Source organism: Pseudomonas sp. GW823-FHT01D03, from assembly GCF_058798255.1.
The window spans coordinates 2,356,874-2,369,718 of the sequence record NZ_JBXAKK010000001.1 but is presented as its reverse complement, the minus strand read 5'-3'; the positions used below and the strand labels follow the sequence as shown (position 1 = coordinate 2,369,718).

The 12,845-nt window shown below is 60.5% G+C and carries 10 protein-coding genes; 7 read left to right on the top strand and 3 right to left on the bottom strand.

All coding sequences use genetic code 11. From position 1 onward, the window contains the following. Positions 1–28 precede the first annotated feature (28 nt). The gene (locus AC1RBR_RS10415) at positions 29–679 is read right to left on the bottom strand and encodes a GNAT family N-acetyltransferase (RefSeq protein WP_492564216.1); all 651 of its coding nucleotides are present in this window, start codon (positions 677–679) and stop codon (positions 29–31) included. A 303-nt stretch (positions 680–982) separates the two neighbouring features. Between AC1RBR_RS10415 and xthA the strand changes: the two genes are divergently transcribed. Next, positions 983–1,795, top strand: coding sequence for an exodeoxyribonuclease III (gene xthA, locus AC1RBR_RS10410; protein ID WP_492564214.1), 813 nt, complete (start codon positions 983–985; stop codon positions 1,793–1,795). Positions 1,796–1,983: 188 nt separating this feature from the next. Then, positions 1,984–3,318, top strand: a complete 1,335-nt coding sequence (locus tag AC1RBR_RS10405; protein ID WP_492564212.1) for a substrate-binding domain-containing protein — start codon at positions 1,984–1,986, stop codon at positions 3,316–3,318. A 131-nt stretch (positions 3,319–3,449) separates the two neighbouring features. On the opposite strand, the gene AC1RBR_RS10400 is transcribed toward AC1RBR_RS10405, so the two are convergent. After that, positions 3,450–4,679 (bottom strand): acyl-CoA dehydrogenase, encoded by a 1,230-nt coding sequence (locus AC1RBR_RS10400; protein ID WP_492564211.1) that lies wholly within the window; start codon positions 4,677–4,679, stop codon positions 3,450–3,452. 157 nt (positions 4,680–4,836) lie between these two features. Between AC1RBR_RS10400 and AC1RBR_RS10395 the strand changes: the two genes are divergently transcribed. The 3 genes from AC1RBR_RS10395 to AC1RBR_RS10385 all read left to right on the top strand — a co-directional run bounded on the left by AC1RBR_RS10395 (position 4,837) and on the right by AC1RBR_RS10385 (position 7,386). Continuing rightward, entirely contained in the window at positions 4,837–5,766 is a 930-nt protein-coding gene (locus tag AC1RBR_RS10395; protein WP_027614626.1) for a LysR family transcriptional regulator, read from the top strand. A gap of 177 nt (positions 5,767–5,943) precedes the next feature. Beyond that, positions 5,944–6,342: a MerR family transcriptional regulator gene (locus tag AC1RBR_RS10390; protein WP_166496729.1), complete on the top strand. Its 399-nt coding sequence runs from the start codon at positions 5,944–5,946 to the stop codon at positions 6,340–6,342. A gap of 144 nt (positions 6,343–6,486) precedes the next feature. Beyond that, positions 6,487–7,386, top strand: a complete 900-nt coding sequence (locus tag AC1RBR_RS10385) for a hydroxymethylglutaryl-CoA lyase (RefSeq protein WP_492564208.1) — start codon at positions 6,487–6,489, stop codon at positions 7,384–7,386. 668 nt (positions 7,387–8,054) lie between these two features. Here the strand turns inward: AC1RBR_RS10385 and AC1RBR_RS10380 are convergent. Then, entirely contained in the window at positions 8,055–9,752 is a 1,698-nt protein-coding gene (locus AC1RBR_RS10380) for an AMP-binding protein (protein ID WP_492564207.1), read from the bottom strand. Between the two features lie 297 nt (positions 9,753–10,049). Between AC1RBR_RS10380 and AC1RBR_RS10375 the strand changes: the two genes are divergently transcribed. Together AC1RBR_RS10375 and AC1RBR_RS10370 are read left to right on the top strand one after the other, a co-directional pair. After that, entirely contained in the window at positions 10,050–11,213 is a 1,164-nt protein-coding gene (locus AC1RBR_RS10375; RefSeq protein ID WP_492564205.1) for an isovaleryl-CoA dehydrogenase, read from the top strand. A gap of 13 nt (positions 11,214–11,226) precedes the next feature. Continuing rightward, positions 11,227–12,834: a carboxyl transferase domain-containing protein gene (locus AC1RBR_RS10370; protein WP_492564203.1), complete on the top strand. Its 1,608-nt coding sequence runs from the start codon at positions 11,227–11,229 to the stop codon at positions 12,832–12,834. The last annotated feature ends 11 nt before the right edge of the window (positions 12,835–12,845 follow it).

Below are 12,845 nucleotides of genomic sequence, written 5' to 3'. Positions count from 1 at the left end.
ACAGGAAATTTCCTGAAAAGTTCTATGGCTAAGCAGTTGCAGTTTGTAACACCTGCGGATTGGCGTGAAAAAACACGTGCTCGCGCACCGGGCCGACGGCCACTTCGCCGATCTCTTCGTAGCCCTGGCGTTTATAGAATTCCAGGTAACGCGGGTTGCCGGTGTCGAGCACCACACCTTGCGAGGTTTCGTCCACCGCGCACCAGTTGTGCACGGCGGTCAGCAACTGCTCGCCGAAGTGTTTGCCCTGAAACTGCGGATGAATGCCCAGCAGCGGCAGCATGTGCACCGAGTCGGTGGGCACGCAGGCGGCCACCGCATCGTGGTACTCCAGATAACGCCGGGTGCAGCGGAAACCTGTGCTGAGCACCATGCGCAGGCGCCACGCCCAACTCTCGGTGATGCCCAGGCGACGCTGCGGCGGCGCGATCAGGGCGATGCCGATCAGGCGGTCATTGATCAATAGGCCGATGGCCGGCTGATCCTGCAGAAAATGCTGTTTGACCAGTTCGCGCACCGTGGCCCGCACGCGCTGCTCGTACCCGGGCCGCTCGGCCTCGAACAGGTAACCGAAGGTCGGCTCGTGGCGATAGGCCTGATACAGCAGCGATCGGGCTTCGCGCGAGTAACCGCGGTCGAGCATGTGGATGTCGGCGATGGCGGTCTGGGTTTCAGGCATGACGGTGATTCTCCCCGGGGCGCGGCTCAAATGACTGCGCTCTTGATGGTACGAACCTTTTGCCGGTGGCGCAGTTCCCCACAGGTATAGACCAACTCGGGATCTTCATCGACTGGGCGGCCGCCATCGCGAGCAGGCTCACTCCTACAGGGGGTACGCATTCCAATTGTAGGAGCGAGCCTGCTCGCGATGGCGTCAGCTCGGCCAACCCACATCCCACAGATGAAAATGATTTCTCCCACCCCACACTGGCCCCCATCCCACATGTCAGCTAGCATCGCCCTTTTGCCAGGACTGCCGACCATGAAGATTGTTTCCTTCAACATCAACGGACTGCGCGCCCGTCCGCATCAGCTGGCAGCGCTGATCGAAAAGCATCAGCCGGACGTGATCGGCCTGCAGGAAACCAAGGTTCACGACGACCAGTTCCCGCTGGAAGAAGTGCGTGCGCTGGGTTATCACGTTTATTTCCACGGCCAGAAAGGCCATTACGGCGTCGCGCTACTGTCGCGCAAAGAACCAATCGCCATTCACAAAGGCTTCGCCAGCGATGAAGAAGACGCGCAGCGTCGCTTTATCTGGGGCACTTTCGCCGACGCCAATGGCGTGCCGGTGACCATCATGAACGGCTACTTCCCGCAGGGCGAAAGCCGCGATCACCCGACCAAATTCCCGGCCAAGCAACGCTTTTACAGCGACCTGCAAACCCTGCTGGAAAGCCAGTTCCACAACGAACAGCCGCTGGTGGTGATGGGCGATGTGAACATTTCCCCGGAAGACTGCGACATCGGCATCGGTCCGGACAACATGAAGCGCTGGCTGAAAACCGGCAAGTGCAGCTTCCTGCCGGAAGAACGCGAGTGGATGGCCCGCCTGAAAAGCTGGGGCCTGACCGACAGCTATCGTCACCTGAACCCGGACGTGACCGACATGTTCAGCTGGTTCGACTACCGCAGCCGTGGTTTTGAAGACGAACCGAAACGTGGCCTGCGCATCGACGTGATCCTCGCCTCCCATGGCTTGCTGCCGCGGGTCAAAGATGCGGGCGTGGACTATGAACTGCGCGGCATGGAAAAACCGTCGGATCATGCGCCGATCTGGCTTGAGCTGGCCTGATCTCAAGCTTTAAGAGAACCTTGTAGGAGTGAGCCTGCTCGCGATGACGGTGGATCAGTCGATGTGTTTATTGGCTGATACTCCGCCATCGCGAGCAGGCTCACTCCTACATTGGATCACTGTCATGTTTTGGTCATGCGCCTGACTTAATCTCCCCGGCAATCCCCTTGGCTTGATTCGGTGCCGGCATGACCCTGCGTGTTCTGTTCGCTTTTCTGTCGAGTGCATGGCTGTCGGTGTCTGCCGCCACCCTGCCCATCCCCGAAAACGGCCCGGCATTGCGCATTCAGGGTTCCAACACCATTGGCGCCGATCTCGGCCCGGCGCTGGTCGAAGGTTTTCTGCAGGATCAGGGTCTGCTGAAAATTCACCGCGAAAACCCCGATACCGCCAACGAACAACACATCGTCGGCCAGACCAACCAAGGCAAACGGGTGGTGATTGAAGTCGCCGCCCACGGTTCCAGCACCGGGTTCACCGCGCTGAAAAACGCCAGTGCCGACCTCGCCGCTTCTTCCCGCCCGATCAAGGACAGCGAACTGCTCAGCCTGCAAGCGCTCGGCGACCTGAAAAGCGCCGCCGCCGAGCAGGTGATTGCCATCGACGGCCTGGCGATCATCCTTCACCCCGGCAACCCACTGCAGCAACTGGACACCGAGCAACTGGCGCGGATCTTCAGCGGTGAGGCGAAAACCTGGGAAGACCTCGGCGGTCGCGGCGGCGCGATTCATTTATATGCGCGGGATGATCAGTCCGGCACTTACGACACGTTCAAGGAACTGGTGCTGGGTCGGCGTGGGAAAAATCTGAGTTCCAGTGCGAAACGCTTCGAATCCAGCGAGCAATTGTCCGACGCGGTGAGCAGTGATCCGCAGGGTATCGGCTTCATCGGTCTGCCGTATGTGCGTCAGGCCAAAGCGGTAGCGATTGCCGACGGCGCATCGCAATCGATGTTGCCGCTCAACAGCCTGATTGCCACTGAGGACTATCCGCTGTCGCGGCGCCTGTTCTTTTATCTGCCGCCCCACAACCAGAATCCGTGGGCATCGGCATTGGTGGCGTTTGCGCAAAGCTCACAGGGCCAGAAGATTGTCGCGGCCAACGGCTTCATCAGCCAGACCGTGCACGCGATGACCGTCACGCCGAATGCGCTGATGCCCGAGGGTTATCAATCCCTCAGCCGGCATGCCCAGCGTCTGACGGTGAATTTCCGATTTGAAGAAGGCAGCGCCAGCCTCGACAACAAGGCGCGGCAGGATCTGGCGCGGGTGCTCGACTATATACAGCGCCACGACAAGACCGAGCGCGCGGTGACGCTGGTGGGGTTTGGCGACGAGAAAGACGATCCGGCACGCGCTGACCTGCTGTCTAAGCTGCGGGCGATGGCCGTGCGTCGCGAGCTGGTGAAGAACGGCGTGGTGATGCGCGAGGTGCGCGGGTTTGGCGCGCTGATGCCGGTGGCGGCGAACAGTGCGGATGAAGGCAGGATCAAGAATCGGCGGGTTGAGGTTTGGGTTTACTGAACCTGATGTTGATGTGCTGGATGCATGGGCCCCTTCGCGAGCAAGCCCGCTCCCACTTTTGATCGCATGCTTCCAGCTGGAATGCGGTCGAATGTGGGAGCGGGCTTGCTCGCGAAGCCGGCGACGCGGTCTTAATGACCGCTACGCAACATTTCCTTCGGCACATACTTGCCGATTTCGAACTTGCCGATCGCCGCGCGGTGCACTTCGTCCGGGCCGTCGGCCAGGCGCAGGGTGCGCTGCATGGCGTACATGTAGGCCAGCGGGAAATCATTCGAGACCCCGGCCCCGCCGTGAATCTGGATCGCCCGGTCGATCACCCGCAGCGCCACGTTCGGTGCGACGACCTTGATTTGCGCGATCTCGCTCTTGGCCACTTTGTTGCCGACAGTGTCCATCATGTACGCCGCTTTCAGGGTCAGCAGGCGCGCCATGTCGATTTCCATCCGCGAGTCGGCGATCTTGTCGACGTTACCGCCCAGACGCGCCAGCGGTTTGCCGAACGCGGTGCGGCTCACCGAGCGTTTGCACATCAATTCCAGTGCGCGTTCAGCCATGCCGATCGAGCGCATGCAGTGGTGAATCCGTCCTGGGCCGAGGCGACCCTGAGCGATCTCGAAGCCGCGGTCCTCACCGAGCAGGACGTTTTCGTACGGCACGCGCACGTTGTCGAACAACACTTCGGCGTGGCCGTGCGGTGCATCGTCGTAGCCGAACACCGGCAGCGGGCGGACGATTTTCACCCCGGGGGTGTCAACCGGCACGAGGATCATCGAGTGCTGCGCATGACGCGGTGCGTCGGGGTTGCTCAGGCCCATGAAGATCAGGATCTTGCAGCGCGGATCGCAGGCGCCGGAAGTCCACCACTTCTTGCCGTTGATCACCCACTCGTCGCCATCACGCACGGCGCGGGCAGCCATGTTGGTCGCGTCGGACGAGGCCACGTCCGGCTCGGTCATGGCGAACGCCGAGCGGATCTCGCCGCGCAGCAGCGGTTCGAGCCAGCGCTGTTTCTGCTCTTCGTTGGCGTAGCGCACCAGCACTTCCATGTTGCCGGTGTCCGGCGCCGAGCAGTTGAACGGCTCCGGCCCCAACAACGAACGGCCCATGATTTCCGCCAGCGGTGCGTATTCAAGGTTGGTCAGGCCGGCGCCGAGTTCCGATTCCGGCAGGAACAGATTCCACAGACCTTCGGCCTTGGCCTTGGCTTTGAGCTCTTCCATGATCGCGGTCGGCTGCCAGCGATCGCCCTCGGCAACCTGGCGTTCGAACACGGCTTCGGCCGGGTAAACGTAAGCGTCCATGAACGCGGTCACGCGCTCACGTAGTTCTTGTACCTTGGGCGAATAAGCGAAATCCATGAGCAATTACCTTCTTTAGGCAGAGGTTGTTCAGATCATGCAATCGATGCTAGAACAGCGCGGATAATTTACCTAGCCTATTCTCGGCGTGTATAAACATTCATCACCGATATATGATCCGCTGATCGTCAGCCCACAGAACAAGAGAAGCCGCGTTATGAATCTGAGTAAGGTCGACCTCAACCTTTTCATCGTCTTCGACGCGATTTACACCGAAGCCAACCTGACTCGCGCCGGGCAGATTGTCGGGATTACCCAGCCGGCGGTGTCCAACGCGCTGGCGCGGTTGCGCGAGACCTTCAACGATCCGCTGTTCGTGCGCACCGCGCAGGGCATGGTGCCGACGCCGATGGCGCAGAACATCATCGGCCCGGTGCGCAACGCGCTGTCGTTGCTGCGGGTGTCAGTGCAGGAGAGCCGGATTTTCAACCCGGCGCAGGCGGTGAAGACTTACCGCATCAGCATGACCGACCTCACTGAGGCGGTGATTCTGCCGCCGCTGTTCCAGCGTTTGCGGCGTCTGGCGCCGACGGTGATCATCGAGAGCTTCCTGTCCAAACGCCGCGAGACCACCAAGGAACTGGCCGCCGGACGTCTGGATTTCGCCGTCGATGCACCGCTCAACACTGACCCGCAGGTGCGTCACGTCAAGCTGATGGAGGACCGTTACGTCTGTGCGATGCGCAAGGGCCATCCGCTGGCGGGCAAGGAGAAACTGTCGCTGGATGACTATCTGTCGCTGACCCACATCCATATCTCCAGCCGCCGCAGCGGGCTGGGCTATGTGGATCTGGCGCTGGGCAAAATGGGCATTCAGCGCAAGATCGCCCTGCGCTCGCAGCATTATCTGATGGCGTCGCAGGTCATGCAGCAGACCGACATGGTGATGACGGTACCCGAGCGCTTTGCCCGGCGTAATGACTTGCATGCGTTCAACCTGCCGGTCAACGACGTACCGCCGCTGGAGACTCATCTGTATTGGCATGAAAGCACCGACCAGGACCCGGCCAATCGCTGGATGCGCGAGCAGATCATCGAGTTGTGCCAGCAGGTGGCGGCGCAGGAGAAGAAGCTCGATAAGGTGTAAGTCTTTTTACCGAGTCGCTGGCATCGCGAGCAGGCTCACTCCTACATACGACCGCGTTTCAATTGTAGGAGTGAGCCTGCTCGCGATGAGGCCCACAAGAACACCGCAGATCATCCTGCTTGACGTAAACGTCAACTCGCCATTAGCTTAGCGCCAAGACCTTTTCCGAGCGCGTTCATGAGCAGCCAGACCTACAGCATTTCCGACCTCGCCCGCGAGCTGGACATCACCACCCGGGCGATCCGCTTTTATGAAGAACAAGGCCTGCTCAGCCCTGAGCGCCGTGGCCAGGAACGCATTTACTCGCCACGCGACAAGGTCAGCCTGAAGCTGATCCTGCGCGGCAAGCGCATCGGTTTCTCGCTGGCCGAATGCCGTGAGTTGATCGAGCTCTATGACCCGTCCAGCGGTAACACCAAACAGCTCAACAGCATGCTGGCGAAAATCAGCGAGCGCCGCGAACAGCTCGAGCAGCAGCTGCTCGACATCGAACAGATGAAGCTGGAACTCGATACCGCTGAAGAACGCTGTGTGCAGGCGTTGGAGCAGACGCTGAAGAGCCAGCAGGCGAGCTAGTAAACAACACAAATACCTTGTAGGAGTGAGCCTGCTCGCGATAGCGGTGTGTCAGTCGAGCAAATATGGTCTGACTCACCGCTATCGCGAGCAGGCTCACTCCTACAGGGGTTCTCCTCGAATTCAGAAGAGCAGGTCAATCCCATGTCCCTCCCCTCTCAAGTACGCCTGATCGAAGTCGGCCCGCGCGATGGCCTGCAGAACGAAGCCCAACCGATCAGCGTGGCTGACAAGGTGCAACTGGTCGACGCCCTGAGCGCCGCCGGCCTTGGTTACATCGAAGTCGGCAGTTTTGTCTCACCGAAATGGGTGCCGCAGATGGCCGGGTCCGCCGAGGTGTTCGCGCAGATCCAGCGCAAGCCCGGTGTGACCTACGGCGCACTGGCGCCGAACCTGCGCGGCTTTGAAGACGCGCTGGCAGCAGGCGTGAAAGAAGTCGCGGTGTTCGCCGCCGCGTCCGAGGCGTTCTCGCAGCGCAACATCAATTGCTCGATCAGCGAAAGCCTGGCGCGCTTCGCACCGATCATGGAAGCGGCGAAACAGCATGGCGTTACCGTGCGCGGTTACGTGTCCTGCGTGCTCGGTTGCCCTTATGAAGGCGAGGTCGCACCGGAACAAGTGGCGATGGTCGCCCGCGAGTTGTATGCGATGGGCTGCTACGAAGTATCTCTCGGCGACACCATCGGCACCGGCACCGCCGGCGCGACCCGGCGGCTGTTCGAAGTGGTGTCAGCGCAAGTGCCACGGGAAAAACTCGCCGGGCACTTCCACGATACCTACGGCCAGGCGATGGCCAACATCTATGCCAGCCTGCTGGAAGGCATCGCGGTGTTCGACAGCTCTATCGCCGGCCTCGGCGGCTGCCCGTACGCCAAAGGCGCGAGCGGTAACGTCGCCACCGAAGACGTGGTGTACCTGCTCAATGGTCTGGGTATCGACACCGGCATCGACCTCGACGCCCTGATTGCGGCGGGTCAGCAGATCAGCGCGGTGCTCGGTCGCCCGAGCGGTTCGCGTGTGGCCAAGGCCCGTAACGCCCAGTGAGGGTGAAGGTGTTACCGCTGTGTCGGAAACGTGGGCGTAGTCGAGTAACACGGAAACAAATTGTCTGGCTTTGCCTGAAAGAAAAATCCTTCAAAAATCTCAAACCCTTGATTTTCAAGGCTTTTAAAAAGTTGGCACGGCTTCTGCTATTTCTATGGCATAACAAGAATAAAAAGCAGCAAACCAATAAAAATAAGACGTACCGACTCTGACATAACAAAAACAACACGGCAGAGACGCAGCTAACAGATTTTTTTGGAGAAGGTGTGCTTTTCAGGGTGCTCTCAGGAGTGACCCGCAACCGGGCAGAGAACAATAAAACTACCTTCAGGTAGCTCCCGAATCGGTTGGATCGTTTAACGAGAAAGCAGATCAGCGCTCAAAAAAATACGTTTGCTCTTGACCCCGGATGGGGGTCGCCAAAAACAGCGGTAAAGGGCCACGGTTGCCAAAAACAACAACAGACCGCCCCTCAATAATAAAAAAAGAGCACGCGACGACAAAATTAAAGGGGAGCTTCGGCTCCCCTTTGTGCTTTCTGTGATTCCGAAAAACATCACAGATTCCCTGTGGGAGCGGGCTTGCTCGCGAATGCTGAGTGTCAGGCGACAAATTTGTATCTGATACACCGCATTCGCGAGCAAGCCCGCTCCCACATTTGATTGTTGTCAGGCCTGCTTTTCGCGGAGCTCCTCGATACTAATCTCGCGCATCCTGAATTTCTGGATCTTGCCCGTCACCGTCATCGGAAACTCCTCCACAAACTTGAAGTAACGCGGCGTCTTGAAGTGCGCGATGCGCTCCTTGCACCACGCTTGCAGCTCTTGTTCGGTGGCATTGTGGCCGGGGTGGAATTTGATCCAGGCGACAATCTCCTCGCCGTAACGCGAGCACGGAATGCCGATCACCTGTACGTCCGCCACCGCCGGGTGGGTGAAGAAAAACTCTTCGAGCTCACGCGGATAAACGTTCTCGCCACCACGGATGATCATGTCCTTGTTGCGCCCGGCGATGTTCACGTAACCCTCATCGTTCATGCTCGCCAGATCGCCAGTGTGCATCCAGCCGGCCTCATCGATGGCTTCAGCGGTGGCCTGCGGGTTGCTCCAGTAACCGAGCATCACGCTGTAACCGCGGGTGCACAGCTCACCGATGGTACCGCGCGGCACCAGGTTGCCGGCCTCGTCGATGATTTTGCTTTCCAGTTGCGGCTGAGTGCGGCCGACGGTGGTCACGCGCAGTTCCAGCTCATCGCTGGGTCCGGTCTGCAGCGACACCGGGCTGGTCTCGGTCATGCCGTAGGCAATCTGCACTTCGCTCATGTGCATCTCGCTGATGACCCGGCGCATTACCTCGATCGGGCAAGTGGCGCCGGCCATGATCCCGGTGCGCAGGGTCGACAGGTCGAACTCGGCCCGCTGCGGCTGATCGAGCATGGCGATGAACATGGTTGGCACGCCATAGAGGCCGGTGGCTTGTTCTTCGGCGACGGTTTGCAGAGTCAGTAACGGGTCGAACGCGTCGTTGGGATAAATCATGGTGCTGGCGTGGGTGATGCAGCCGAGATTGCCCATGACCATGCCGAAGCAGTGATACAGCGGCACCGGGATTATCAGACGGTCGCTCGGGGTCAGGCCGATGCTTTCACCGACCATGTAACCGTTGTTGAGGATGTTGTAGTGACTGAGGGTCGCGCCTTTGGGAAAACCGGTGGTGCCGGAGGTGTACTGGATGTTCACCGGTTGATCGAAGTGCAGGCTGTCGCTGCGCTCACGCAGTTGTTCGGGCGAAACACTGCTCGCCAGATCGGCCAGTTGCGACCACGGCAGGAAGCCCGACGGTGGCTGTGCGTCGAGGCTGATCACCCCGCGCAAATCCGGTAGACGTTCGCTGCGCAACTGGCCGATGGATTGCTCGGCGAGTTCCGGCACCACTCCTTGCAGCATGGCGTGGTAGTTGGAGGACTTGAACGCGCCGGCGCAAACCAGCCACTGGCAACCGGACTGTTTGAGCACATATTCCAGTTCGGAGCTGCGATAGGCCGGGTTGATGTTGACGAGGATCACGCCGAGCTTCGCCGTGGCGATTTGCGTGATGCACCACTGCGCACAGTTCGGCGCCCAGATGCCAAGCCGATCGCCGGCCTGCAAACCCAGCGCCAGCAAGGCTCTGGCGTGCAGATCGACGCTATCGGCCAGTTGCTGCCAGGTGTAGCGCAACTGCTGATGCCGTACGACCAGCGCCTCGCCATCCGGGTGTTGCGCGACAGTCTGGTCGAACTTCTGCCCGATGGTCATCGCCAGCAAGGCTTTGTCCTGGGAGCCTCGGGTGTAGCTGCGCTGCGGGTTTGCACTGGGTTGATCCATGACGACCCCTATTGTCTTTATTAGTGGGTTTACCGGGATTTTGCTTCGGGTGGGAGCGGGCTTGCTCGCGAATGGGGAGGATCAGTCGCCAGATGTATAGGCTGACACACTGCATTCGCGAGCAAGCCCGCTCCCACCAAAAGCACTCCGCTTCAATCCTGAACTGGCCCTACTCTCGCCTATGTTGACGTTAACGTAAAGGGTGATTGACAGCCATTCGTCACAGGCTTACGTTAACGTAAAGGTGAGAGCCATTGAACGCCCTCCCCACCCTACAAAAAAGCCAAAAGGTGACCCATGAGCTACCCATCCCTGAACTTCGCCCTCGGTGAAACCATCGACATGCTGCGCGATCAGGTTCAGTCCTTCGTCGCCGATCAGATCGCGCCACGCGCCGCGCAGATCGACCACGACAACCTGTTCCCGGCCGACATGTGGCGCAAATTCGGTGACATGGGCCTGCTGGGTATCACCGTGCCGGAAGAGTACGGCGGTGCGGGCCTGGGTTACCTGGCACATGTGGTGGCGATGGAGGAAATCAGCCGCGGTTCGGCTTCGGTGGCGCTGTCCTACGGCGCGCACTCCAACCTCTGCGTCAACCAGATCAACCGCAACGGTAATCACCAACAGAAAAGCCAATACCTGCCGAAGCTGATCAGCGGCGAACACGTCGGCGCACTCGCCATGAGCGAACCGAACGCCGGTTCCGACGTGGTTTCGATGAAACTGCGCGCCGACAAGCGCGGCGACCGCTTCGTGCTCAACGGCAGCAAGACCTGGATCACCAACGGCCCTGACGCCAACACCTACGTGATCTACGCCAAGACCGACCTGGAAAAAGGCCCGCACGGCATCACTGCGTTCATCGTCGAGCGCGACTGGAAAGGCTTCAGCCGCAGCAACAAGTTCGACAAGCTCGGCATGCGCGGCTCCAACACCTGTGAACTGTTTTTCGATGACGTCGAAGTGCCGGAAGAAAACATCCTCGGCGTGCTCAACGGCGGCGTGAAAGTACTGATGAGCGGCCTCGATTACGAACGCGTCGTACTGTCCGGCGGCCCGACCGGGATCATGCAGTCGTGCATGGACCTGATCGTGCCGTACATCCACGACCGCAAGCAGTTCGGCCAGAGCATCGGCGAATTCCAGCTGATTCAGGGCAAAGTCGCCGACATGTACACCCAACTCAACGCCAGCCGCGCCTACCTGTACGCAGTGGCCCAGGCCTGCGAGCGTGGCGAAACCACGCGCAAGGACGCCGCCGGGGTGATCCTCTACACCGCCGAACGCGCCACGCAAATGGCCCTCGACGCCATCCAGATTCTTGGCGGTAACGGCTACATCAACGAATTCCCTGCGGGCCGCTTGCTGCGTGACGCCAAGCTCTACGAAATCGGCGCGGGTACCAGTGAGATCCGGCGCATGCTGATCGGCCGCGAACTGTTCAACGAAACCCGCTAAAACGGAGCTGCACATGGCTATCCTGCATACCCAGCTCAATCCCCGTTCAGCGGAGTTCGCCGCCAACAGCGCGGCGATGCTTGAACAGGTCGACGCGCTGCACACCCTGCTCGCCCAAGTGGCGCAGGGCGGCGGCGCGAAAGCCCAGGAACGTCACACCTCGCGGGGCAAGTTGCTCCCGCGCGAACGCATCAACCGTCTGCTCGATCCGGGCTCGCCGTTTCTCGAGATCAGCCAGCTCGCCGCACACGCCGTGTATGGCGAAGACGTACCGGCCGCCGGGGTGATTGCCGGGATCGGCCGTGTCGAAGGCGTCGAGTGCATGATCGTCGCCAACGACGCGACGGTGAAAGGTGGCTCGTACTACCCGCTGACCGTGAAAAAACACCTGCGCGCGCAGACCATCGCCCAGCAAAACCGCCTGCCGTGCATCTATCTGGTGGACTCGGGCGGCGCCAACCTGCCGCGTCAGGACGAAGTGTTCCCGGATCGCGAGCACTTTGGCCGGATCTTCTTCAACCAGGCCAATATGAGCGCGATGGGCATTCCGCAGATCGCCGTGGTCATGGGCTCGTGCACCGCGGGCGGCGCCTACGTGCCGGCGATGGCCGACGAAGCGATCATGGTGCGCAATCAGGCAACGATTTTCCTCGCCGGCCCCCCACTGGTGAAAGCCGCGACCGGAGAAGTGGTCAGCGCCGAAGAGCTTGGCGGTGCCGATGTGCACTGCAAGATTTCCGGCGTGGCCGACCATTACGCCGAGAGCGACGAACACGCCCTCGCCCTCGCCCGCCGCAGCGTTGCCAACCTCAACTGGCGCAAACTCGGCGAAGTGCAGCAGCGCACGCCGATTGCGCCGCTGTACGCCAGCGACGAGTTGTATGGCGTGGTTTCGGCCGACGCCAAACAGCCATTCGACGTGCGCGAAGTGATTGCGCGGCTGGTCGACGGTTCGGTGTTCGATGAATTCAAGGCATTGTTCGGCACCACGCTGGTCTGCGGTTTTGCGCACCTGCACGGCTACCCGATCGCGATCCTCGCCAACAACGGCATCCTCTTCGCCGAAGCCGCGCAAAAAGGCGCGCACTTCATCGAACTGGCCTGCCAGCGCGGCATTCCGCTGCTGTTCCTGCAGAACATCACCGGGTTCATGGTCGGCCAGAAGTACGAGGCCGGAGGCATCGCCAAGCACGGCGCGAAACTGGTGACGGCGGTGGCCTGCGCCAAAGTGCCGAAATTCACCGTGATCATCGGCGGCAGTTTCGGCGCCGGTAACTACGGCATGTGCGGGCGCGCTTACGATCCGCGCTTCCTGTGGATGTGGCCGAATGCGCGCATCGGCGTGATGGGCGCCGAACAGGCTGCGGACGTGCTGGTGCAGGTCAAGCGCGAGCAGGCCGAACGCAGCGGCCAGGCCTTCAGCGCCGCGCAGGAAGCCGAGATCAAGCAACCGATCCTCGACCAGTACGAAGAGCAGGGTCACCCCTACTACTCCAGCGCACGACTGTGGGACGACGGCGTCATCGACCCGGCGCAGACCCGCGATGTGCTGGCCCTGGCCTTGTCCGCGTCGTTGAACGCGCCTATCGAACCGAGCCGCTTCGGCGTGTTCCGGATGTGATGCTTTTTTGT

Coding starts and splice junctions, on each gene's coding strand:
- AC1RBR_RS10385 (WP_492564208.1), top strand. CDS start 6,487: ATGTCCCTCCCCTCTCAAGTACGCCTGATCGAAGTCGGCCCGCGCGAT.
- xthA (WP_492564214.1), top strand. CDS start 983: ATGAAGATTGTTTCCTTCAACATCAACGGACTGCGCGCCCGTCCGCAT.
- AC1RBR_RS10405 (WP_492564212.1), top strand. CDS start 1,984: ATGACCCTGCGTGTTCTGTTCGCTTTTCTGTCGAGTGCATGGCTGTCG.
- AC1RBR_RS10395 (WP_027614626.1), top strand. CDS start 4,837: ATGAATCTGAGTAAGGTCGACCTCAACCTTTTCATCGTCTTCGACGCG.
- AC1RBR_RS10415 (WP_492564216.1), bottom strand. CDS start 679: ATGCCTGAAACCCAGACCGCCATCGCCGACATCCACATGCTCGACCGC.
- AC1RBR_RS10375 (WP_492564205.1), top strand. CDS start 10,050: ATGAGCTACCCATCCCTGAACTTCGCCCTCGGTGAAACCATCGACATG.
- AC1RBR_RS10370 (WP_492564203.1), top strand. CDS start 11,227: ATGGCTATCCTGCATACCCAGCTCAATCCCCGTTCAGCGGAGTTCGCC.
- AC1RBR_RS10380 (WP_492564207.1), bottom strand. CDS start 9,752: ATGGATCAACCCAGTGCAAACCCGCAGCGCAGCTACACCCGAGGCTCC.
- AC1RBR_RS10390 (WP_166496729.1), top strand. CDS start 5,944: ATGAGCAGCCAGACCTACAGCATTTCCGACCTCGCCCGCGAGCTGGAC.
- AC1RBR_RS10400 (WP_492564211.1), bottom strand. CDS start 4,679: ATGGATTTCGCTTATTCGCCCAAGGTACAAGAACTACGTGAGCGCGTG.